The following is a 22326-nucleotide window of genomic DNA, read 5'->3' as shown; positions in this document are numbered from 1 at the left end:
CTGGCGGACTACCGAAGCAGCGGATCGATGGCGGCCGACAGGGCCTCCAGCGAATGCTCCATCACCATCGTCCCGTTGACGAAGAAGGTGGGCGTGCCGGTGACGCCGGCGGCGCGCGCGCCTTCGATCTGGGCGTCGAGGGCCGTACGGATGGTGGGGCCGTTCAAGCAGGCTTCGATCTGCTCGCGGGTCTTGCCGCTGGCGGCGATGCCGGCGGCGAACCAGGGTTGGGCGCCGGTCGTCTGCAGATTAGCCTGATCTCGCATGAAGACGGACGCCACGTCGAAATAGCGTTCGGGCGCGGCGCACAGGGCGACCGCAGCCGCGGCGGCGGCGACATTGGCGGGCGCGGTCGGCAGGTTGCGGTGAACCAGCCGGACCTTGCCGGTGTCGATGTATTTGGCCTTGAAGGCCGGCAGCACGGTGTTGTGGAAGTCCGCACAGTGCGAGCAGGTGAAGGACGCGTATTCAATCACCGTGACCGGCGCATTCGCCCGACCCAGGATATGATCCTGGGCCGTGACGGGCGGGGGCGCATCGGCGGCGAGCGCCGGCGTCGCCAAACCGCCGGTCAGGGCGGCGAGGGCGAAACCGGCGGCGATGAAGGCGCGTCGCATCATCTGATCTGGCCTCGGTTACTTGGCCAGGGCCGCGTCGATGGCGGTGGACAGGTCGGCCAGGCTGGCGCCTTCGCCGCCGGGCGAGATGACCTGCGTCTCGTTGACGTAGAAGGCGGGGGTGCCGGTTACGCCCTGGGCGCGGGCGGCCTGCACGCGCTTCTCCATGGCGGCGACGGCGTCCTTGTCGGTGACGCAGTCGTTGAACTGCTGCTCGGACAGGCCAGCGGCCTGGGCGGTGCGCAGCAGCCAGTCGCGCGGCGAGGACGTCAGCATCTCCTGCTGCGTCGCCATCAGCTGGTGGACCACGTCGAAATACTTGTCCGGACCGGCGCAGCGCGCGACCAGGAAGCCGGCGGTGGCGGCGTCGACCGGCGGGGTCGGCAGTTCGCGGAAGACGTAGCGGACCTTGTTGGTGTCGACGTATTTGGCCTTGAACGCCGGCCAGGTGTTCTTCTGCCACAGGGCGCAGTGGGGGCAGGTGACGGAGGCGTATTCAACCACGGTGACCTTGGCGCCTTCGGGCGCGCCCAGACCCATGTCGCCCTCGGCCGCACCCTTGGCGCCGCCGCCGCAGGCCGCCAGGGCCATGGTCGCCAGTGCGGCGCCGGTGATGGCCGCACGACGGCTCATGCGGGCGAAGCGGGATTCAGTGTCGGCCATGAAAGTTCCTCGGATCGGATCGTTGGCGATGATCGCGCGATTCCCTGGGAATGGCGCAACCCTGAACTAGTCTGGAACAGGTGCGGCGAAGTTTTGTCAACAGCGCCCTATCCGCGCGCCCAGGCCCTAACGATCGCCGGTGCGGGGATGAAACTTTGCGGCCTGTCCTGGCGGGGCGGCGGATCGCTTATGCCCTGCTGAATGAAGCGCATCGCCGACAGCAGGCCGGACCGTGAGAAGGGCTTGGGGATCACGCCGTGCGCGCCCAGGAAGTCCTCGGGGATCATCTTGGGGTTTGCCGTCAGAAAGACGACGGCTGTGGACGGCCAGCGATGCTTGATCAGGCGACACACGTCCAGACCGCTGGAGTTATCCGCCAGCTGGATGTCGACGAAGGCGATGTCGGGCGGCGCGTCGAGCGACAGCGACTCGACCTCGCTCAGGGACATAGCCTCGCCGACCAGCCGGTGGCCTTCGTCCTCAAGCATCGCCTCGAGGTCCATCACAAGCAGGGCCTCGTCCTCGACGACCAGGATGTCGAAGTGAGGCCCGGCGACGCGCACCTAGCCGCTCACGGGGAAGTCGAGGACCGCGCGCGTTCCGGGGTCGGCTGGCAGCCACAGCGTCTTGCCGCCGATCTGCTTTGAAAGACGACCGATCAAAGTCTTGCCCAATCCCTGATGCGCAGCGCCGGGAATGCCGGGGCCGTCGTCCTGAACAACGACCTGGCCGCCTTGTTCCGTTCTTTTGGCAGAGACGATCAATCGGCCGCCGCGATCCTCGGGGAAGCCGTGCTTGATCGCATTGGTCAGCAGTTCGTTGATGATCAGTCCGATCGACGAGGCATGGGTCGAGGGAATGAACATCGGCTCCACATCGACGGACACCTCGATATCGGTGCGTCCTGTCGAGCCAATCACATCGGCGACCAGAGTGTTGGTAAAGGCGCCGACGTCGAACTGGGTGACGTCTTCGGACTGATAGAGTTTGCGGTGAACGGTCGCCAAGGCGTCCACCCGCTCCAGCATGGAGTCGAGGGTGGCGGTCAGGGCCGGATCGGACAGCGAGCGCGATTGCAGCCGCAGCAGCGAGCCGATCATGGTCAGGTTGTTCTTGACCCTGTGATCGACCTCGTGGAGCAGCAGGGTCTTGGCGGCGAGCGCCTCTTGCAGATCGGCGGTGCGAGCGGCGACTTCGCGTTCGACCAGGGCCTTTTGCTTTTCGACATAGGCCTGGGCCTCAATCCGCTCGGTCACATTCAGCTGCGAGGCGAAGAAATATTCGATCTCCCCTTGGGCGTTGCGCACCGGGCTGATGAACAGGGCGTTCCAGAAGGTGCTGCCGTCCTTGCGATAGTTCAGCAGATCGATGTGGATGTCGGCGCCGGCCTCAAGAGCTTCGCGGATCTTGGCGACGGCGGCCTTGTCGGATTTCGGCCCCTGAAGGAACCGACAGTTCTGGCCGATGATCTCGTCGCGCTCGTAGCCGGTCAGATCCTGGAAGGCCTTGTTGGCGAAGACGATCGGATTGTCGTCGCGACGCGGGTCGGTGATGACCATCGGCATGCGCGTGCCGCGTATGGCGGCGGCGAACGGATCTCCACGCCCGATTTCGTGTTCGACGACATCGGTAAGTCGCCAGTCGTCTTGCTGCTTCATCGGGACTCGGAATACAGGCGCGCGACCGGAAGCGCCGTGCGGATATTTGTCGCTTTACAACCTCTTCCTACAGCACCGGGGGGCGACTGCCAACCAAGGCGCGGCGCTCAGTCGGACTTGATGTCTGAGCGCGACAGGGCGACGCGGCCCAGCCGGGCCAGGGCGGCGCGCAGATCGTCGGGGGCTGAAGCGATCGATGCGGCCAAATCGGCCTCGGCCTTGGCGGCCAGGGGCGGCGGCTTGGCGCTGAGTTTGGGACGGGCGGCGGCCTCCTTCAAAGGGGCGACCGGACCCTGGGCGATGCGCAGCCGATCCACCGTCCCGGCGCCCAGGAATAGATTGACGCGAGCCAGAATGTCCTCGGACTGGTGCTGGATCAGCAGGGCGGCGGCGCCGGCGACGCGCAGCTCCAGCACGCCGGGCTGGCCGCCCTTGCCCTTGGTCAGTTTCTGCGGGCGGGTGACGCGCGCCAGGCGATCGCCGACGATCTCGCGCCAGCGGGGCTCCAGCGCACCGGCCCCGCGTCCGAACTGCTCGTCCAGCTTCTTGATCAGGGGCGTCAGCGCCTTGCCCGCGCGCGGCGCCGGTCGGGGGACCGGACGGGTGCGGCGGCGAGACAGGATCTCGCGGGCCTCGGCGTCTGTGGGCAGCGTGCGGCGCATGGGTCTATATAACTCGACCAATGCCTGACGTCTCTCCCGACATAGACCTGATCCGCTCACGGCTGCTGGCTTGGTACGACGCCAACGCGCGCACCCTGCCGTGGCGAGCCGCCGTCGGCGCGCCGCGGACCGAGCCGTACCGCGTCTGGTTGTCGGAGGTCATGCTGCAGCAGACGACCGTGCCGCATGCGACGCCGTATTTCCACGCCTTCACGACGCGCTGGCCGACGGTCTCGGACTTGGCGGCGGCCGAGGATGCGGAGGTGATGGGGGCCTGGGCCGGGTTGGGCTACTATGCGCGTGCCCGCAATCTGCTGGCCTGTGCGCGGGCGGTGGCGGGCGAGCATGGCGGTGTGTTTCCGGACACCGAGGCGGCGCTGCTCGCCCTGCCGGGCGTCGGCGCGTATACGGCCGCAGCCGTCGCCTCCATCGCCTTCGACCGGGCGGCCAATGTCGTGGACGGCAACGTCGAGCGGGTGATGGCGCGGCTGTTCGCGGTCGAGACGCCGGTCCCCGCCGCCCGGCCCGAGCTGAGGCGGCTGGCCGGCCTGTTCGTCGCCGACGAGCGGCCTGGAGACTGGGCTCAGGCGCTGATGGATTTGGGCGCGACGGTTTGCCGGCCCAAGTCACCGTCGTGCGGGACCTGTCCGGCAGCCAGCGAATGCCTGGGTCTGGCCACGGGCGACCCGGCTCGGTTTCCGATGAAGACGAAGAAGGCGGAGCGGCCGCACCGGCGGGGCATCGCCTATGTGCTGGTTGACGACCAGGGGCGTGTCGCGGTCGAGACGCGGCCCGAAAAGGGGCTGCTGGGCGGAATGCTGGGCCTGCCGACCAGCGACTGGGCGATAGGCGAGCCTGCTGCCGCAGCGCCGGTCGAGGCCGACTGGCGCGACGCGGGGGCTGTGGAGCACGTCTTTACCCACTTCGGCCTGACGCTGGCGGTGATGACCGCGCGCGTCGATGCGGACGGTGACTATCGCTGGATGCCGATCGAGGCGGCGCGGGCCGCCCTGCCGACGGTCTTCGCCAAGGCGCTGGACCGGGCGAGCGCGCCTGATCTGTTCGGCTGAGGCCTAGCGCAACGTGCGGATCGAAACCTTGCCCCGCTTGTGATGCGGGATGACCACCGCGCGACCGTCGGCGTGCTGGATGTTCAGATCCACGACGGCGCCGCCAACTTCCAGCCCGGTGATCTTCAGACGGTCCAAGCCGGCCGGCAGGACCGGATCGGCCAGATCGACCGTCTCGGTCCAGGCGTCGATCGATAGGCCAAGCGTCGCCTGAAGCATCAGGAAGACCGATCCGGCCGCCCAGGCCTGAGGCAGACAGGCGACCGGGTAGGCGATCGGCGGCTCGCCCGGCTCACGCGGGAAGCCGCAGAACAGTTCGGGCAGCCGCAGGTGGAAATGGGCGGCCGCAGCGTAGATCTCGGCCAGGATTTCCGCGACCGCATCGCGCTCACCGTAAGCCGCCATGCCGGCGGCGGCCATGGCAGTATCATGCGGCCAGACCGAGCCGTTGTGATAGCTCATCGGATTGAAGCGAGCCTGTCCGACCTCCAGGGTGCGGATGCCCCACCCGGTGCGGAACTCGGCGGTCAGCAGGCGTTTGGTGACGCGTCGCGCGCGTTCAAGCGACGGCAGGCCGGTGAACAGCAGGTGCCCGGCGTTGGAGGCGATGGCGCGACATTGCTGTCCGTCGCCGTCGAGGGCCACGGCGTAGAAGCCCTCGTCCTCCATCCAGAACTTTTCCTCGACCAGAGAGCGGACCTGTTCGGCGCGCATCCGCCATTCGGTCGTGCGGTCGTCGTGCAGGCGCTCGCCCAGATCGCCCAGCGCCTTCCAGGCGGCGAAGGCGTAACCCTGAACTTCCAGAAGCGCGATCGGACCCTTGGGGAAGCGACCGTCGGCGTGGAAGATGGAATCCTCGGAGTCCTTCCAGCCCTGGTTGGACAGGCCGGTGTCGGCCCCGCGCTGATAGTCGATCAGGCCGTCATTGTTGCTGTCGCCATAGTCGCGCATCCAGTCGGCGGCCGCGATCAGATTGGGCCAGAGCTTGCGAATCAGATCCAGATCGCCGGTGCGGTTGGCGTAGGCGCCGGCCAAGGCCACGAACAGGCAGGTGGTATCGACCCCGCCATAGTAGAGACCGAACGGCACCTCGTGCAGGGCGCTCATCTCGCCGCCGCGGGTTTCGTGCATGATCTTGCCGGGCTGGCTGTCCCGATAGAGCGAGGTCTCGGTCGCCTGGCGCGAGGCCAGATAGGTCAGCACGCCCTTGGCCAAGGACGGGTCCAGCCACAGCATTTGCCAGGCCGAGATGATGCCGTCGCGTCCGAACGGTGTCGAGAACCACGGCGTGCCCGCATAGGGATAGGGGCCGGTCGGCAGGTCTGTGGTCAACAGCGCCATGTCGGCGCGCGACTGGTCCAGCCAGTCGTTGAAGCGCGGGCTGCGCGGGCCGCGCACCGAGGCGCCGCGCCGGCGTTTGGCGCGCATGGCCAGGCGGGCCTGGATGGCGTTCTGGCGCCAGCGATCGGCGTCCGGCGTCTCGCAGGCGTCGACGCCGCACTCGATGAAGAGGTCCAGCGAGCGGCCCTTGGGCAGGCTGAACATGAACTCGGCGCGTTGATGCGTCAGGCGCGCGGGCGGTTCGGAAAAGGCGATGCAGCTGGACCGGTCCACGTCGTCCAGGCCGGTGTAGCGGAAGGTGACGCGGCGACCATCGGTGGTCGGCGTGTGGATCGTTCCGCGCTTGGCTCGCGGCGTGCCGCGCACCTGGAAGATATCGAAGAAGTCCGCCCCGAAATCGAAGGCCAGCGGCAGCAAGATGTCCTCCACCCCGTGGTTGACCATGCGGATGCGCTCGAACATCCGCCGGTTCCACAGGAAGCGCCGGCGCTCGATATGCAGGACGCCGGCCGGCGCCGATCGGCCGCCCATCGGGGGCAGGGGACGATTGGTGGTGTGGCAGGAGAAGAAGACGTTGTCCTGGCTGACGCCGGACGACAGGCGCGACGGCTTCAGCAGGCCGACGGTCATCGCCCAACGCGACAGGACGCGGGTGTCGCCTGCGAACAGGCCGTCGGCGCCGCCCTTCATGTCGCCCCATCCGTCGGCGACCAGGAAGGTATCGCCTTCCTTCAGCGCCATCAGCTGTTCGAGACCCGTGGCCTCGACCGATTCACCGGCGGTCAGTTGAGTGGAATAGGCGTCGTCCATGCGGTCTCTTCCCCGTCGTTGTGAGGCCTCGGCCGAACGTGTCGCACCCGAATGCGGCGCTCAGGGGCCGCTTGCAGACTTTAATGGGCAAGTCGCCGACGGGTTCAGGCGAACCTGTGCTTTTTCATCGCCAAACGACCCGAGAGACTTACTTTATCAGCCGCACGACGCCGATGGACCGCGCGATGTCGCGGAAGGCGGCTTCCAGAGCGGCGCTGTCCTCAGCCAGGAAGGCATGGTCGGAATCGGTGGCGCAGGTCCTCAGCAGATTGCGTCCGTTCTGCGTGGGCACGTTGAGGCCGACGGTGAAGACCTCGATCTTGTTCGACTTGGCATAGGTGCAGATCGAACCGAAATCGGCATCCGTCGCCGCCAGCTCATTGGGTTTGACCGTGGCGACGTGCGCTCCGTCGGACGAGCGGTAGCGCAGGGTGTTCACACCGTCGGTCATAAGCACCAGTATTTTGCGCGGCGTGCGGTTTGCGGGATCGTAGGCCCCGGCTTCCTGGAACGGCGCGGTGGGCGACAGCAGATTGATGCCCCAGATCAGGCCGGATGGAATGTGCGTCTCGGGCTTGTAGCCGCCGACATTGATGACAAGGTTTTTGATCGCGTTCAGGACGCTGGATTTGCTCTTGGACAGGGGGCTGACCGCATTCAGGCAACTCTGGCCTGTCGTCAGGAAACCCTTGTAGGGCGTCGCCGGCGACTGGTCGTTCAGCCGCGTCGTGCCGACGTTTCGCGAATAAACGCAGCCGAACCACTTGTAGCTGACGTTGCAAGCATAGGGCGGGACGGTGACCGTCTTGACCACCTGATCCTTGTAGCAGGTGCCGGTCTCGCTGACGCCGTCACGCACGGTGGTGCAAGGGTAGGGGGTGCCGCCGCTATAGGTCGTCTTGGTCGTGCAGGTGCGCTCCTGAACATAGTCGTCGGGCACGGAAATCCACGGGGCCTTGCGATTGGCAATCCCGACATTGACGTAGTCCGCATAAGGCACGACGCCGATCGAGACCTCGTCGCTTTCGGTCGCCATCAACTCGTTGACCAGCAAACTGGCCGAGGTCTTCAGCGCATCGATCCGCTTGATCGACCGGCTGTCCTTTTCGCTCATGGACCAAGTGTTATCGAGCACCAGAACAGTCTCGATCTTCTGCGCCACGCCACGCGTCGCCTCGGACAGTGCGTTGATATCGAACTGTTTGACGCCGGCCAGACCCGCGAAGATGGGCTTGACCCCGCCCTTGAACGTCACCCTGACGATTTTGCCATCGACATATTGGGTGCCGGTCTTCCAGCCGTCGATCAGTTGGCCGGTCTTCAGATTGGCCTCCAGATAGGGATCGCTGACCGCTTTCAACTCCTTGACCGTCTGGGCGCGGGAGGCCGCAGCGCCCAACGCTGCTGCATCGAGCGCTTCTTGCACCTGGTTCCTGACCGAGACATAGCGATTGATGTCGATGGCCAGGCCGACCATCAGTGTCAGGCCCATGGCGGACAGGGCGAAGAAGGTCGCAATGTTGCCTGCGGTATTCCGGCGCAGATGCGCCAGCCGCCGCCTCATCGCTGTCCAATGCATAGTGGTCGCCCCGATTTGGGACGACCGTATATGGATAAGCTTAACTTTTAGGTGAACGCCGTTACAGACTCAGGATTGCGACGGCGCCTCGGCAAGGTATTGCTTCAGGCGATGGCGGCGAAGCTGCGGTCTTCACGCGGACGCAGCGGGGTGACCACATTGTCCAGCGCAGTCTCCGCAAACGGACGGCGCGCCAGCAGGTCGCCGTAAACGTCCAGATACCGGCGCGCCATGGCCGTGGCGGAGAAGCGCAGATCGAAGCGCGCGCGCACGGCCTCGCGGTCCAGCAGATGGACGCGCCCGGCCGCAGCGATCGCCTGCTCCATCGTGTCGACCAGGAAGCCGGTGGCGCCGTCTTCGATAACCTCTGGCGTCGAGCCGCAACGGAAGGCGATCACCGGCGTACCGCAAGCCATGGCCTCGATCATCACCAGACCGAACGGCTCCGGCCAGTCGATGGGGAAGAGCAGGGCTTCGGCGCCGCCGAGGAAGGCGGACTTCTGATGGTCGCCGATCTCGCCGATGAACTCGATCAGCGGATTGCCCTCAACCAATGGGCGGATCGCTTCTTCCCAATAGCGTTTGTCGGCGGCGTCCACCTTGGCGGCCATCTTCAGACGCTTGCCCAGTTTGGTGGCGATCTCGATGGCGCGGTCAGGGCGTTTCTCGGGCGAGATGCGACCCAGGAAGGCTAGATAGCCCTCGGACTTCGGGGAGAAGATGTACTGTTCGCCCGGCATGCCGTGATGGACGGTGGCTTTCCAGTTGGCGAAATGCAGCGGCTTACGCTGATCGTCGGAGATGGAGACCAGCCCGAACTCGCTCCAACGCGCATAGACGCCGGGCAGGTCCTTCATATCCAGACGGCCGTGCAGGGTCGTCAGGGTCTTGTCCGCATATTTCTGGAACAGCGGGAAGTGGACCATGTCGGTGTGGAAGTGGATGACGTCGAACTCGTCGGCGCGGTCCAGAACTTCGCCCAGCATCGACAGGTGGGCGGCGAGGTCGGATTTCAACGGCGCCGGATCCAGACGGATCGCCTGATCACGCACGGGCACAAGACGCGCCTTGGTCTGGGCGTCAGCGCTGGCGAACAACGTCACGTCGTGGCCCAGCTCGACCAGGGCGTCGGTCAGATGCGCGACCACACGCTCCGTACCGCCGTACAGCTTGGGAGGCACAGCCTCGTACAACGGGGTGATCTGCGCGATTTTCATGGTGATGTGCTCCGACACCGCATCCTGGCGGGCCGTTGACATCAATGGTCTCGCAACTGCGAAGTTCCGTCGCAGCTGATGAATTTTCACATAGGTTTCGCGGGGTTACAGCGAAGCTGACCCATATTGAGTGTGCGAAATCGTACGTATTGGCGGCGGATTGCCGGCTAAGTGATTGATGTGGCTTACGCGACGCGCGGTCGCAGCGGCTTACATCGCGGCGCGAACTTCCGAGCGGAGGGCGTCGATGGATTTCAGCCCCTGGTCGGTCTTGAACCGCCAGTAGGTCCAGCCGTTGCAGGCCGGCGCATTCTCCAGCAGCGCGCCTAGCTTGTGTATCGAGCCGCTGAGCGAACCGTGAACCAGCGAACCGTCCGCACGAACACGCGCCTCGCGCTCACCCTTTGGGCAATACAGACGGTCGCCGGGTTGCAGCAGGCCGGCCTCGACCAGGGCGCCGAACGGCACCTTGGGCTCGGCGCGCTTGGAGCCTGTGACCATCAGGTCTTCGGGGCGGGCAGGGATGACCGAGGCGATGCGGGTTTCGGCGACCTCGGCATAGGTCTCGTCACGCTCGATGCCGATGTAATGGCGGCCGAGGCGTTTGGCGGCGGCGCCGGTGGTGCCGGTGCCGAAGAAGGGATCCAGGATTACGTCGCCGGGCCGGGTCGCCGACAGCAGGACGCGGTGCAGCAGGGCTTCGGGCTTCTGGGTCGGATGGGCCTTCTTGCCGTCGGCGTCCTTGATCCGCTCCTCGCCCGTGCACAAGGCGAAGGTCCAGTCCGAGCGCATCTGGGTGTCTTCGTTGAAAGCCTTCAGCGCATCATAGTTGAAGGTATAGCGCTTCTGATCCCGCGACTTGGCGGCCCAGATCAGGGTTTCGTGGGCGTTGGTGAACCGAGTGCCCTTGAAGTTCGGCATCGGGTTGGACTTGCGCCAGATGATGTCGTTCAGCACCCAGAAGCCCAGATCCTGGATCGCCGATCCCAGGCGGAAGACGTTGTGGTAGCTGCCGATCACCCAGATCGAGCCCTCGGGCTTCAGGACGCGGCGGCATTCCGCCAGCCAGGCGCGGGTGAAGGCGTCGTATTCGGCGAAGCTGGCGAACTTGTCCCAGTCGTCGTCGACCGCATCGACCTTGGAGTTGTCGGGACGCAGCAGGTCGCCGCCCAGCTGCAGATTATAGGGCGGATCGGCGAAGACCATTTCCACCGAGGCGTCGGGCAGGCTCTTCAGCACCTCGATGCAGTCGCCACGATAAATGACGTCCTTGGCGAGGACAGGGGTCTTCAGATCGGACATGGAAACGCGGCCCCGCAACAGTGAGACCGCTATGGTGAATCCTTGTGGTTAAGGTCGAGTAACCGGCGCGAAGCGTTCACGCCGGTTACCCCTCACCTTACGCCAGCATGCGCACCTTGGGCTCGCGCTGCCACTGCCGGGTGCGGGCGGGGGCGAGGAAGCCTGTGGCGTCCTTGGACAGATCGATCACGCCGGGGTCCGGCTCGACGCCCGCTTTGTCCAGCAGGGGCTGGGCCTCGGGCGTGTGGCCGATGGCCTTGAGGTGGCCGAAGGCGTCCTTGGCGAAATCGACTGCGGCGCCTTCTTTCAGCATCTGGGCGCAGCCATCCTCGGACAGAACGATCGCCACGGCGTCGAAAAGGACCGACGGACTGCCGGCCAGTTGACCGTCGGCCGCGAGCGTCTTGCCGTCCTTCAGCTTGGCGCCGCCGATCTTGGGCGCGACGATGAAGACCGAGCCGCCGTCGCCTTCAACCGCCGCCTTGACGGCGTCGACGACCGCGCCGTCCGAACCGTCGGCGACCAGGATGGCGACCTTTCGGCCCTTCAGGGTGTCGGGATATTTGCCGACGATGCGCAAGGCGGGCGAGGCGTCCAGATCGATGGGCGCCACACCGGGGTCGGACGCCTGGGGCAGGGGCAGGTTCAGGCCGTCTGCGACCCGCTGGGCCAGGGTCTCATCGACGTTTTGCAGATTGGCCAAAACGCGCTCGCGAACGTAGGCGAGCGACACCTTGGACAGTTCGAACACGATGGCGCTGGCCAGGTGGGCCTGTTCGATCTCGGTCTGGGAGCGGAAGAACAGCCGCGCCTGACTGTAGTGGTCGGCGAAGCTTTCGGCGCGCAGCCGGACCTTTTCGCCCTCGACCGGGATGGGCGCGGTGCGGAAACCGCCCTTAGAATCTTCGCGCGGGCCGCCGTCCTCGCCCGCCTCGGACAGGCTGTTGGGCTCATAGTTGGCGCGGCCCTTCGGCACAGCCATCTGCATATGGCCGTCGCGCTGGAAGTTCTGGAAGGGGCAGCCCTTGGCCTGGTTGATCGGGATCTGGTGGAAGTTGACCGTGCCCAAGCGCGACAGCTGGGTGTCCTGATAGGAGAACAGCCGGCCCTGCAGCAGTGGGTCCTCCGAAAAGTCGATGCCCGGCACGATGTTGGTCGGCAGGAAAGCGACCTGTTCGGTCTCGGCGAAGAAGTTGTCCGGGTTGCGGTCCAGCACCATGCGGCCGATCATGCGGATCGGATGGTCTTCTTCCGGCACCAGCTTCGTGGCATCCAGAATGTCGAAGGGCAGGGCGTCGGCCTGTTCCTGGGTGAACAACTGCACGCCGAACTCCCATTCGGGGAAGTCGCCCTGATCGATGGCCTCATACAGGTCGCGGCGGTGATAGTCGGGGTCGGCGCCGGCGATCTTCACCGCCTCGTCCCAGCAGGTGGATTGCGTGCCCAACTTGGGCCGCCAGTGGAACTTGACCAGGGTCGCCTCGCCTTCGGCATTGATCAGCCGGAAGGTATTGACGCCGAAACCTTCCATCATGCGCAGGCTGCGCGGGATGCCGCGATCCGACATGGCCCACATGACCATATGCATGCTCTCGGGCATCAGGCCGATGAAGTCCCAGAAGGTGTCGTGGGCGCTGGCCGCCTGGGGATAGCCCTTGTCGGCCTCCATCTTCACCGAATGGATCAGGTCCGGGAACTTGATTGCGTCCTGGATGAAGAAGACGGGGATGTTGTTGCCAACCAGATCCCAGTTGCCCTCGGTCGTATAGAATTTGACCGCAAAGCCGCGCACATCGCGCGGCGTATCGACCGAGCCCGCGCCGCCGGCGACGGTCGAGAAGCGGGTGAACAGCTCGGTCTTGTTTCCGACCTCGGTCAGGATCTTGGCCGTGGTGAACTCCGACAGACTGTCGGTCAGTTCAAAGAAGCCGTGGGCGGCCGAGCCGCGGGCATGGACGATCCGCTCAGGGATACGCTCGTGGTCGAAATGCTGGATCTTCTCGCGGAGGATGAAGTCTTCCAGCAGGGTCGAGCCGCGCGGCCCGGCCTTGAGCGAGTTCTGATTGTCGCTGATCGGCGTCCCGTGATTTGTGGTCAGGCGGGTCTCAGGCGTCGAGGCGGTCTGGTGCACCTCGCCGGCGTTGCCGATTGTCGGCGCGCCGGCCGGCTTTGCGTTCTTGGCCATCTTGAGAGTCCTTTGGGGCAGCGGCGCAAGCGGGAGCCGCGCGCGTTCCCGAAGACAACTCGGTGGAGGCGCAATAGTTCTGTGCGAGTTCGCGCACAGCGGCGCCCGATCGTCCTTAGAAAAGTTCGCTCCGTATGCGGCGCGCACTTCGCAGGAGGCGAGGCGGCGTTTATGAGGCGAAAATGATCGCACGCCTTCGCCCCGTCCCGTTCGACCTCGGTCCCGTTCATTTCGTCGGCATCGGCGGCATCGGCATGAGCGGCATCGCCGAGATCATGCTGAAGATCGGCTATTCGGTGCAGGGCTCTGACGCCAAGGCCAGCGCCAATACCGAGCGGCTGGAGCAGCTTGGCGCCAAGATCTTCATCGGCCACGACGCCGCCCATGTGGGCGAGGGGGTCTCAGCCGTGGTCTATTCTACGGCGGTCAAGGCTGACAATCCCGAGATGAAGGCGGCCCGCGAGCGCCGCATCCCGCTGGTGCGCCGGGCCGAGATGCTGGCCGAGCTGATGCGGCTGCAGTTCTCGATCGCTGTGGGCGGCACGCACGGCAAGACGACGACGACCTCGATGGTGGCGGCCCTGCTGGATGCGGCGGGCCTGGATCCGACGGTGGTCAACGGCGGCATCATCAACGCCTATGGCACCAACGCCAAGGTCGGCGACGGCGACTGGATCGTGGTGGAGGCGGACGAGTCGGACGGCAGTTTCCTGCGCCTGAAATCGACGGTGGCCATCGTCACCAACATCGATCCTGAACATTTGGACCACTACGGCGACTTCGACGGGGTGCGGAAGGCGTTCGTGGACTTTGTCGAGAACATCCCCTTCTACGGGTTCGCCGCTGTCTGCCTGGACCATCCGGAGGTGCAGAAGCTGGTCGCGGCCATCGATAACCGGCGGCTCGTGACCTACGGCGTCAATCCGCAGGCGATGGTGCGGGCCGACAATGTCGAGATGGGGCCGGACGGCTGTCGCTTCGACGTCGTCATTCAGAATGGCGAAACCCATGTGATCTCGGGCGTTCATCTGCCGATGGCCGGCTGGCACAATGTGTCGAACGCCTTGGCTGCGATCGCCGTGGCCCGCGAGCTGGATGTGTCTGACGACGCGATCCGCGCGGGCCTTGCCGGCTTCGGCGGGGTCAAGCGACGCTTCACCACCACCGGCGTCGTGGGCGGCGTCCGCATCGTCGACGACTACGGCCACCACCCGGTCGAGATCGCCGCCGTGCTGAAGGCCGCGCGTCAGGTAACGGAGGGTCGGGTCATCGCCGTGGTTCAACCGCACCGCTACACGCGCCTGCGCGACCTGATGGACGAGTTCTCGACCTGCTTCTCGGACGCGGACAGCGTGATCGTCGCCGATGTCTATCCCGCAGGCGAACAGCCGATCGAGGGGGTGGACAAGCACGCCCTGGCCGACGGGGTGCGCCGTTACGGTCACCGTCACGTCCAGGCCTTGGAAAACGCCGCTGTGCTGCCGCGCCTGATCAAGGATGAGGCCAAATCCGGCGACGTCGTCGTGCTGCTGGGGGCCGGCGACATCACCAGCTGGGCCTATGGCCTGCCGGCGCAGCTGGAGACCCTGGCGTGATCGCTCTGCCCGAAGTGCGCGGCAAGCTGCTGCGGAACGAGCCGCTGGCTCCTTATACCTGGTTCCGGGTGGGCGGCGCGGCCGAGGCCCTGTTCATTCCGGCGGACGCCGAGGATCTAGCGGATTTCCTGAAGGCGCTGGACCCGGCCGTGCCGGTGGCGGTTCTGGGCGTCGGATCGAACGTCATCGTCCGTGACGGCGGGGTCGAGGGCGTGGTGATCCGCCTGGCGGGCCGCCCGTGGGCGCAGATCACGACGGACGGCGACACGGTCACGGCCGGCGCGGGCGCGCTGGATTCGATGGTCGCCAAGGCCAGCGCCAAGGCGGGGATCGCCGGGCTGGAATTCTACGCCGGCATTCCGGGCACGATCGGCGGCGCCCTGACCATGAACGCCGGTTGCTACGGCTCCGAGACCAAGGACGTGCTGGTGTCGGCCTGGGGCCTGACGCGGGCGGGCGAGCGGGTCCATTACGATCTGGCCGACTTCGGCTACACCTATCGCCATTCCCGGGCGCCGGCCGACATCATCTGGATCGAGGCGACCTATCGCGGCGCGGCTGACGAACCCGAGGCGGTGGCGGCCCGGATCTCCGAGATCACCAGCCGTCGCGAGACGACCCAGCCCATCCGTGAGAAGACGGGCGGTTCGACGTTCAAGAACCCCGAGGGCCATTCGTCGTGGAAGCTGGTGGATGAGGCCGGCTGGCGCGGCAAGCTGCACGCCGAGACGGGCGGTGGGGCCAAGTTCAGCGAACTGCATTCCAACTTCATGATCAATCCCGGCGAGGCGACAGCCGCAGACATCGAAGGCCTGGGCGAGGCGGTTCGCGCCGATGTCCTGGCGAAGACCGGCGTTCAGCTGGAGTGGGAAATCAAGCGGATCGGCCGAGCGGGATAAAAAACCCGCGCAAAAATGGTCGGCGGACGCGAATGGTTGACGGCCTGTTAAACATGTAGGCCCCAATCCAGGGCGTCATGGCCCGCGCTTTCAAAGACCTTCACGTCGCCGTCCTGATGGGCGGCCTTTCCGCAGAGCGGGAGGTGTCCCTCTCGTCAGGCGAGCAGTGCGCGCGCGCGCTGGAGCGGCAGGGCGTGCGCGTCAGCCGCGTGGACGCCGGGCGTGACCTGGCCAATGTGCTTTCGGGCCTGATCAAGCCGGACGTGGTCCTGAACTGCCTGCACGGCGCCTGGGGTGAGGACGGCTGCGTTCAGGGCGTGCTGGAAACCCTGCGGATTCCCTACACTCATTCCGGCGTGCTGGCCTCGGCCCTGGCGATGGACAAGGACAAGTCCAAGGCCGTGCTGCGGGCGGCGGGCATCAAGGTGCCGGGCGGCGGTCTTTACGATCGTCACGAGGTCGCCAGCCGTCACGTCATCGACCCGCCCTATGTGGTCAAGCCGAATGCCGAAGGCTCGTCGGTCGGCGTCTTCCTGGTGCGCGAAGGCGCCAACCGTCCGGTTTCCGAAGTGGGCGAGCCGGGCTGGGCTTACGGCGAGCAGGTCGTCGTCGAGCCCTATATCGCCGGCAAGGAGCTGTGCGTCACCGTGCTGGGCGAACCGGCCGGGCCGCGCGCCCTGACGGTCACCGACATCACCCCGACCAAGGGCTTCTACGACTACGAGGCCAAATATGCGCCGGGCGGATCGGTGCACGTCCTGCCGGCCGTCCTGCCGCCGCACGTGTTCGACAAGGCGCTGCGTCAGGCCGAGGCGGCGCACGTGGCCATGGGGTGCCGCGGCGTGTCGCGATCCGACTTCCGTTATGATGATGTTAAGGACGATCTGGTCCTGTTGGAGGTCAATACCCAGCCCGGCATGACCCCGACTTCGCTCGCGCCCGAGCAGGCCGCCCATACCGGGATGAGCTATGACGATCTGGTTCGGTGGATGGTGGAGGACGCCTCATGCCCGCGGTAGTTCGCGGCGGCCGGCGACAGGGTTCTAATCAGGCTCCACAGCGCGGTTCGGCTTCCAAAGGCGGGGGACGGTCGCGTAGCGCGGCCCAGAACGCGTCCGCCGTTCCCGGCAAGATGGCCGCCATCGGCCGTGTCGATATTTCGCCGCGCACCGCCGTGATCGCGCTGGGCGCCGGTGCGCTGCTGCTGGTCGGAATTCTGGCCACGGGCGCTCGCGCGGAGCGTATCGGCGCCTCGGTTTCGCATGGCCTGGACAGTGTGACGGCCGGTATGGGCCTGACGCTGAAGCGGGTGCACATCACCGGCGCCTCGCCGGAAGCTGAGCCGGCGATCCAGCGCGCGCTGGGCCTGTATTCCGGTCAGCCGATCACAAGCCTGGATCTGGACGCCATCCGCACGCGGGTTCAGGGCGTGGGTTGGGTCAAGGAGGCGCGCGTGGTGCGCCTGTTGCCCGACACCCTGATCGTCGAGGTCAAGGAACACGACCGCCTCGCCGTCTGGCAGGAAGCCGGTCAGATCAAGGTGATCGACAACCGGGGCCAGGTCATCGACGGCGCCGACGCGCGTCGCTATCCGACGCTGCCGCTGGTTGTGGGCAAGGGCGCCGACGTGGCGGCGGGCGAAATCCTGCCTCTGCTGGCCCAGCGCCCGCGACTGATGGGGATGGTGGACGCCTTGGTGCGCGTGGATGAGCGCCGCTGGGACCTGCGTCTCAAAGACGGCAGCCTGATCCAGCTTCCCGCCACCGAACAGGAGGCGGCTTTGATCCGCCTCGATGCGCTGGACCAGCGCGAACGCCTGCTCGACCTGGGCTTCGCCCGCGTCGATCTCAGAACCCCCGACGAGGTCGCCGTGCGACCCGCCGGCGACGCCTAAGGACCGTAGAGACATGACCAAGCAACGCGGCGCGGCGAATGATCACGGTCGGGGCATGGATTCTCGCGCCGGACGTGCGCCCGTGGTCGCTGCGTTGGACATCGGGCAATCCAAGGTCTCGTGCTTCATCATGAAGCCGGACGGCGTCCGTCACGCCGACCGCACCATCCGCGTCGCAGGCGCCAGCCACGTCCAGTCCAAGGGCGTCAGGGGCGGGGCCATCATCAATATGGATGAGGCGGCCCAGGCCATCGGCCACGCCGTCGAACGCGCCGAGCGCGCCGCCCAGAGCCCGGTGTCCGGCGTCGTCGTCACGACCGCCATCGGCCAGATGGCCAGCCACCGGGTGCAGGCCCGGGTCTCGCTAGGCGCCAATCCGGTCGGCGATGCCGATCTGGCGCGCGCCATCGGCATGGCCCTGGCCCAGATTCGCCTGCCCAACCGTCGCCCGATCCACGTCCTGCCTATTGCCTGGTCGGTCGACGGCGCGCGTGGCGTGCATGATCCGCGCTCGATGCGGGGCGGCTCGCTGGGGCTGGATCTGTTGGTCGTCTCGATGGCCGAGAACGTCTTCACGACCCTCAGCCACTGCCTGGAGCTGGCGCACTTGGATCTGCAAGGCGTCGCCGCCGCACCGGTCGTCTCGTCTCTGGCCGCGCTGGAAGAAGACGAGATGGATCTGGGCGCCGTCTGCATCGACATGGGCGGCGGCTCGACCAGCGCCGCCGTGTGGGGCGGCCGGTCCCTGCTGCATATCGAAAGCCTGAATGTCGGCGGCGACCACGTCACCTCGGACATCGCGCGCGGCCTGTCCACGTCCAAGGCCGGCGCCGAACGGCTCAAGACCCTGCACGGCTCGGCCATGGCCAGCGCCAACGAGGACCGCGAAATGCTGGAGGCTCCGCCGCGCGGCGAGGACGCCTCGGCCGGCCCTGTCATCGTCCCGCGCGCCATGCTGAAGACCGTCATCGCCCCCCGCGTCGAGGAAACCTTCGAACTGCTCCGTGATCGGCTGAAAAACGCGGGCGTGGGCCTGGAGCCCGGTGCAGGCCTTGTCCTGACCGGCGGCGCCAGCCAGCTGAACGGCGTGCGCGAGCTGGCCGTGCGGGTCTTCGACCGTCCTGTCCGCCTCGGAAAACCCCAACGAGCGCCACATTTGGCCGACGCCGCCTCCGGCCCCGCCTTCTGCGCCACCGCCGGCGTCCTCCTCCGCGCCGCCTACGGACCGCGCGAGGCGGTGTCGGCGAGAAAGCTGATGGCGCGCCAGATCACGGCTGCGGATGCGCCGCGCATTCACCGCGGGAATGTGGTGGGGCGTGTGGCCGGCTGGCTCCGCGACAACCTCTAACACCTTCGCTATCGTCGAAGAGACGCCTCGCACCCTGATCCCCAGTAGGGGAATACGGTTGCGTGGACGCCTGCTGATCTTCGCGGTTCGGATTGATGCTCCAAAGAAGAAGGGCGGCTGGTTTCCCAGCCGCCCCGAGTTTTGTTGGTTCCGCGCCTTTAGAAGGTGCGCTGGATATTGATGAAGCCCGAACGACCCACCCAGTCGTACTGACTGGCCAACGGGGTGTTGCCGATGACGCTCGCGCCGCTCGAGATACCCAAGTAAGGAGGGTTTTCGTCGAACAGGTTCTGAATGCCGGCCTGGATCGTCCACTTGTCAATGCGCTTACGCACCGAAATCGTATGGTTGAGGTAGGCGTCAGTGCCGCGTTCCACGAAGACCGGCTCACCAAGGAAGGTGGTGGCGCCGTTGGCGTTCGCAGCGAGCGGGAACAGGAACTGGTTGTCGGATTCGCCCACGTAATCTACGCCGTAGAAGACAGTCCAGTCACCCCGGTCGAAGCGGACCGAGAAGTTACCGACGGTTTCAGGGCTGCCAATCCGGCTGTTCAGCAGAGTTGGCGCCGAAGCATTGAACACCTGCTGAGTCCAGTCGAGGATGTGGCTCACGCGTCCGTTGAAGGTTACGTCGACGAACGACAGTTCCTTCTTGTAGCGAACATTGATGTCCAGACCCTTGTTCTGCTGCTGCGAAATATTCACGTAGCTGTCGTTGACGGTCAGGATCTGATAGCGGCGAGCCGAACCAGCCGTGAGGTCACGCGTGAACAGGGTGCAGAGCGCGTCGTTCGGGAAGTTTTCCGAGTTGTAGCAGGCCGACACGATGTTGGCAGCGCCGAATTGGGCGACTTGGTCCTTCACGGTGATGTCGAAATAGTCCACCGCGATGCTCAGGTCGGCGAAGGTCGGCGTCCAGATCAGACCAACAGACAAGGAGTCAGCCGTTTCGGGATTCAGGATGCCAACGCCACCACCCGTAACGACAACCGCCGACGAGCCCGGATCATTGAAGTTGTCCGGAATGCCTTGCGAGGCGCAGTTCGTGCGAAGACGTTCGTTGGTGCTTGTGCCGTAGTTGCGGCACGGGTCGATGTTGGCTTGGCCCAGGAAGCTGGTCTGATTGGCCAGATACAGTTCGTAAAGCGCAGGTGCGCGGAACGACGTGCCATAAGACGAGCGAATGCGCCATTCCGGCGTGATGCGCCAGTTCAGGCCGACCTTATAGGTCGAGTTCTCACCGTACGAGTCGTAGTCAGAATATCGACCCGATACGTTAGCGGTCAGTTGGTCGATCAGGAAGACATCCTTGATCACCGGAATATCCAGCTCGGCGAAGACTTCCTTGACGGTGTCCGAACCCTTGGTGCGACCGGCGGCGGTCGAACCCCACAGGTTATTACGCTGTTGTTCCGGACCAGGTTGGTCGTCGATTTCTTCCTTACGGATGTGGAAGCCAAGCGCCACGCCCAAGGGGCCTGCGGGCAGGTTGAAGGCTTCACCCGAAATGACACCTTCGATGTACTGGTGAATGTATTCCGTCTTGCCTTCTTCGTAGCCGGTGATGAACGCAGCTTCTTCGGGAGACAGTTGACCGTTTTCAAGGAAGTTCTGTGTGAACCAGTTCACCCCGCCAGCCGGGCAGCTGGTCGCGGAGATCAGGATTGCTACGTCGCAGTTGCCGTTTGCGGCGCCGAACGGACGAGCAACCTGATCGGCGGCGTTGATCACACCGTCCTTGTTAGCATCGAAAGCGCGGCCGCGCGCGTCCACGCCGAATAGCGCATAGTAGCCGGCCGTAGCCTCGACGCGGTCGTTGTAGAAGAAGTTGCCACCGTAGGTGCCGTCCGACTTGCTGTACTGACCGGCCACTTCCCAATCCCAGCTCTTGCCGAACAGTGAGACGTCACCTCGCAACCCGAGAACGCCACGGGCGTAATCGACGGTCTGCTCGTTGTAGCTGTCGACCAAAGCAACTGGCGTCACATAGTAGCCGCCGTTGAAGGTGTTGGTCGTCCCGTTGAAAGGACCGCCGAAGGGGTTGCGAGAGTGGTTGGGTGAAACTGTCGGGAAGAGTTGGCGCCAGCTGACTTGCTCTGACTCGCGACGGTTCCAAAGCAGTTCTGTGAACAACTCGATGTTCGGCGTGATGTCATATCCACCGAAGCTGGTGATCGAGTAGCGCTTGACGGGCGAGACCGCAGTGCGGGATTCATAGCGGTCATTGTACAGCGGATAGACCGAGTATGCGGCTCTACGCAGCGCCGTCGATTGGTTGGCGATCGAGCAGGTATTTGTGGGCGTCGCCGTCGCAGCAGTTACGCCAGGCGTGTTGAAACCGCCTGCCGTCAGTTGGAATCCGGGCATGTCGCAGCCCGTGAAGCCGCCGCCCTGCACCGCGGTCGAATTGAATACATAATCGCCATCACGACGATTGCGCGCGAGAACCGGGCCGGCGCTGCCAGCCAGCTGCGTACGGAAGATGGAGTTGACTACGAAATCGCATTTGAAGTCGCCGTTTTCGAGAACGTCGCGGCGGATCGTCAGATCAGGGTCTGCGAAGACTCGGTCCTGCGGGCACTTGAAGTGCTCACGATCTCCAAACAACAGGGCTTGGCGCTCGTAATAATCGACTCCGATGTTGGCGTAGCCACGGTCGAACGCCTTACCAAAAGAGCCGCTGATGCGGTACTGCTCGCCGCCGCCTTCGAACGGCGCATTAGCGTAAACTTCGAGCGCGCCGCCGTCCAGATTGGTCTTGGTGATGATGTTGATGACGCCGGCGACGGCGTCTGAGCCGTAGATCGACGAAGCGCCGTCTGTCAGGACCTCAACACGCTCAATGAGCGAGCCCGGGATGGTGTTCAGGTCGGTCGGGCCGACCGTGCCACGTACGCCGGCGGGACCGGCGCGACGACCGTTAATCAGGACGAGCGTCCGCTGCGCACCCAAGCCGCGAAGCGACACGGTGTTTACGCCAGGACCGCCGGTGGTGACGAAGCCGGTGAAGAAGTTATTGATCTGGGTCGCGGTGTTCGCGGCCGTCGATCCCTGCAGGATCTCCGTCGTGTCGACCAAGCCCTCAAGCGTCGATTGTTCGGAGGTGATGACCTGGATCGGCTGCGAGCTGGTGAACTCGTTACGACGGATCCGCGAACCGGTGACGACGACTTCGTCGACCTGAGCGGCTTCTTCCTCGCGTTGTTGCTGCTGCTGACGCTGTGCCTGAGTGGTTTGGGCCTGCGCCACCGCGAACGATGGAGCCATGACGGCGATGCCGGCTATGACCGTAGTTGCGAGCAGGTTTTTCCTACTAGACTTCATATTTCAAGATTCCCCAACAAATTCCGACACGCCGATCACGCATCAACGGACAACGTTATCTGCCCGTAAACACCGTCCAAACCAAGCCGAATGTGGCGAGGTGGTGTCAAGTTAACGGCTTATGTTACATCGATATCACGCGGCGGTGTTAAATCTGACATGC

General features: G+C 65.2%; 17 protein-coding genes. 6 read left to right on the top strand and 11 right to left on the bottom strand.

The annotated features are described in order from the left end of the window. Positions 1 to 8: 8 nt before the first annotated feature. The 5 genes from ABIC32_RS01775 to ABIC32_RS01755 all read right to left on the bottom strand — a co-directional run bounded on the left by ABIC32_RS01775 (position 9) and on the right by ABIC32_RS01755 (position 3600). The gene (locus ABIC32_RS01775) at positions 9 to 620 is read right to left on the bottom strand and encodes a thioredoxin domain-containing protein (protein WP_153922537.1); all 612 of its coding nucleotides are present in this window, start codon (positions 618 to 620) and stop codon (positions 9 to 11) included. A gap of 15 nt (positions 621 to 635) precedes the next feature. Further along, positions 636 to 1280 carry a DsbA family protein gene (locus ABIC32_RS01770; protein WP_039246870.1) on the bottom strand — a complete coding sequence of 215 codons (645 nt, stop codon included), beginning with the start codon at positions 1278 to 1280 and terminating at the stop codon, positions 636 to 638. A 107-nt stretch (positions 1281 to 1387) separates the two neighbouring features. Then, on the bottom strand, positions 1388 to 1843 hold the full coding sequence (locus tag ABIC32_RS01765; protein ID WP_292078309.1) for a response regulator: 456 nt from the start codon (positions 1841 to 1843) through the stop codon (positions 1388 to 1390). Then, positions 1844 to 2938, bottom strand: coding sequence for a PAS domain-containing protein (locus tag ABIC32_RS01760; protein ID WP_354071904.1), 1095 nt, complete (start codon positions 2936 to 2938; stop codon positions 1844 to 1846). Between the two features lie 107 nt (positions 2939 to 3045). Continuing rightward, the gene (locus ABIC32_RS01755) at positions 3046 to 3600 is read right to left on the bottom strand and encodes a DUF721 domain-containing protein (RefSeq protein ID WP_199059025.1); all 555 of its coding nucleotides are present in this window, start codon (positions 3598 to 3600) and stop codon (positions 3046 to 3048) included. A 20-nt stretch (positions 3601 to 3620) separates the two neighbouring features. Here ABIC32_RS01755 and mutY point away from each other — a divergent pair, with 20 nt between their 5' ends. After that, the gene (gene mutY / locus ABIC32_RS01750) at positions 3621 to 4670 is read left to right on the top strand and encodes an A/G-specific adenine glycosylase (RefSeq protein WP_199059024.1); all 1050 of its coding nucleotides are present in this window, start codon (positions 3621 to 3623) and stop codon (positions 4668 to 4670) included. A gap of 3 nt (positions 4671 to 4673) precedes the next feature. Here mutY and ABIC32_RS01745 read toward each other — a convergent pair whose 3' ends face one another. The 5 genes from ABIC32_RS01745 to ABIC32_RS01725 form a co-directional block, all read right to left on the bottom strand. Beyond that, positions 4674 to 6821 carry an amylo-alpha-1,6-glucosidase gene (locus ABIC32_RS01745; protein ID WP_137722200.1) on the bottom strand — a complete coding sequence of 716 codons (2148 nt, stop codon included), beginning with the start codon at positions 6819 to 6821 and terminating at the stop codon, positions 4674 to 4676. Between the two features lie 148 nt (positions 6822 to 6969). Then, entirely contained in the window at positions 6970 to 8385 is a 1416-nt protein-coding gene (locus tag ABIC32_RS01740; RefSeq protein WP_354071901.1) for a pilus assembly protein TadG-related protein, read from the bottom strand. 119 nt (positions 8386 to 8504) lie between these two features. After that, positions 8505 to 9617 carry a glycosyltransferase family 4 protein gene (locus tag ABIC32_RS01735; RefSeq protein ID WP_354072930.1) on the bottom strand — a complete coding sequence of 371 codons (1113 nt, stop codon included), beginning with the start codon at positions 9615 to 9617 and terminating at the stop codon, positions 8505 to 8507. Between the two features lie 210 nt (positions 9618 to 9827). After that, complete coding sequence (locus ABIC32_RS01730) at positions 9828 to 10919, bottom strand: site-specific DNA-methyltransferase (protein ID WP_354071899.1); 1092 nt, start codon at positions 10917 to 10919, stop codon at positions 9828 to 9830. Positions 10920 to 11016: 97 nt separating this feature from the next. After that, positions 11017 to 13104: a catalase gene (locus ABIC32_RS01725; protein WP_354071897.1), complete on the bottom strand. Its 2088-nt coding sequence runs from the start codon at positions 13102 to 13104 to the stop codon at positions 11017 to 11019. Positions 13105 to 13286: 182 nt separating this feature from the next. Between ABIC32_RS01725 and murC the strand changes: the two genes are divergently transcribed. The 5 genes from murC to ftsA all read left to right on the top strand — a co-directional run bounded on the left by murC (position 13287) and on the right by ftsA (position 18840). Beyond that, the gene (gene murC, locus ABIC32_RS01720; protein WP_354071895.1) at positions 13287 to 14699 is read left to right on the top strand and encodes a UDP-N-acetylmuramate--L-alanine ligase; all 1413 of its coding nucleotides are present in this window, start codon (positions 13287 to 13289) and stop codon (positions 14697 to 14699) included. Then, the gene (murB, locus tag ABIC32_RS01715) at positions 14696 to 15598 is read left to right on the top strand and encodes a UDP-N-acetylmuramate dehydrogenase (RefSeq protein WP_354071893.1); all 903 of its coding nucleotides are present in this window, start codon (positions 14696 to 14698) and stop codon (positions 15596 to 15598) included. Before murC ends, murB begins: the two co-directional genes overlap by 4 nt. Before the next feature lie 77 nt (positions 15599 to 15675). Further along, entirely contained in the window at positions 15676 to 16617 is a 942-nt protein-coding gene (locus ABIC32_RS01710) for a D-alanine--D-alanine ligase (protein ID WP_354071891.1), read from the top strand. Then, positions 16605 to 17492: a cell division protein FtsQ/DivIB gene (locus ABIC32_RS01705; RefSeq protein ID WP_354071889.1), complete on the top strand. Its 888-nt coding sequence runs from the start codon at positions 16605 to 16607 to the stop codon at positions 17490 to 17492. Before ABIC32_RS01710 ends, ABIC32_RS01705 begins: the two co-directional genes overlap by 13 nt. A 55-nt stretch (positions 17493 to 17547) precedes the next feature. After that, positions 17548 to 18840 (top strand): cell division protein FtsA, encoded by a 1293-nt coding sequence (gene ftsA / locus ABIC32_RS01700; RefSeq protein WP_354072928.1) that lies wholly within the window; start codon positions 17548 to 17550, stop codon positions 18838 to 18840. A 158-nt stretch (positions 18841 to 18998) separates the two neighbouring features. Here the strand turns inward: ftsA and ABIC32_RS01695 are convergent, their stop codons facing one another. Beyond that, the gene (locus ABIC32_RS01695) at positions 18999 to 22106 is read right to left on the bottom strand and encodes a TonB-dependent receptor plug domain-containing protein (RefSeq protein ID WP_199061585.1); all 3108 of its coding nucleotides are present in this window, start codon (positions 22104 to 22106) and stop codon (positions 18999 to 19001) included. Positions 22107 to 22326: the final 220 nt, after the last annotated feature.

It is taken from the genome of Brevundimonas sp. 1080 (assembly GCF_040545985.1).
In the GTDB taxonomy this organism is placed as follows: Bacteria; Pseudomonadota; Alphaproteobacteria; order Caulobacterales; family Caulobacteraceae; genus Brevundimonas.
The sequence above is the reverse complement of the archived record's forward strand: the minus strand, read 5'-3'. Positions and strand labels throughout refer to the sequence as shown.

What these genes read in the sequence shown, in the direction of transcription:
- ABIC32_RS01745 (WP_137722200.1), bottom strand. Translation starts at nt 6,821, where the DNA reads ATGGACGACGCCTATTCCACTCAACTGACCGCCGGTGAATCGGTCGAG.
- ABIC32_RS01735 (WP_354072930.1), bottom strand. Translation starts at nt 9,617, where the DNA reads ATGAAAATCGCGCAGATCACCCCGTTGTACGAGGCTGTGCCTCCCAAG.
- ABIC32_RS01710 (WP_354071891.1), top strand. Translation starts at nt 15,676, where the DNA reads ATGGCCCGCGCTTTCAAAGACCTTCACGTCGCCGTCCTGATGGGCGGC.
- ftsA (WP_354072928.1), top strand. Translation starts at nt 17,548, where the DNA reads ATGGATTCTCGCGCCGGACGTGCGCCCGTGGTCGCTGCGTTGGACATC.
- mutY (WP_199059024.1), top strand. Translation starts at nt 3,621, where the DNA reads ATGCCTGACGTCTCTCCCGACATAGACCTGATCCGCTCACGGCTGCTG.
- ABIC32_RS01705 (WP_354071889.1), top strand. Translation starts at nt 16,605, where the DNA reads ATGCCCGCGGTAGTTCGCGGCGGCCGGCGACAGGGTTCTAATCAGGCT.
- ABIC32_RS01775 (WP_153922537.1), bottom strand. Translation starts at nt 620, where the DNA reads ATGATGCGACGCGCCTTCATCGCCGCCGGTTTCGCCCTCGCCGCCCTG.
- ABIC32_RS01740 (WP_354071901.1), bottom strand. Translation starts at nt 8,385, where the DNA reads ATGAGGCGGCGGCTGGCGCATCTGCGCCGGAATACCGCAGGCAACATT.
- ABIC32_RS01730 (WP_354071899.1), bottom strand. Translation starts at nt 10,919, where the DNA reads ATGTCCGATCTGAAGACCCCTGTCCTCGCCAAGGACGTCATTTATCGT.
- ABIC32_RS01695 (WP_199061585.1), bottom strand. Translation starts at nt 22,106, where the DNA reads ATGGCTCCATCGTTCGCGGTGGCGCAGGCCCAAACCACTCAGGCACAG.
- ABIC32_RS01770 (WP_039246870.1), bottom strand. Translation starts at nt 1,280, where the DNA reads ATGGCCGACACTGAATCCCGCTTCGCCCGCATGAGCCGTCGTGCGGCC.
- murC (WP_354071895.1), top strand. Translation starts at nt 13,287, where the DNA reads ATGATCGCACGCCTTCGCCCCGTCCCGTTCGACCTCGGTCCCGTTCAT.
- ABIC32_RS01725 (WP_354071897.1), bottom strand. Translation starts at nt 13,104, where the DNA reads ATGGCCAAGAACGCAAAGCCGGCCGGCGCGCCGACAATCGGCAACGCC.
- ABIC32_RS01760 (WP_354071904.1), bottom strand. Translation starts at nt 2,938, where the DNA reads ATGAAGCAGCAAGACGACTGGCGACTTACCGATGTCGTCGAACACGAA.
- ABIC32_RS01755 (WP_199059025.1), bottom strand. Translation starts at nt 3,600, where the DNA reads ATGCGCCGCACGCTGCCCACAGACGCCGAGGCCCGCGAGATCCTGTCT.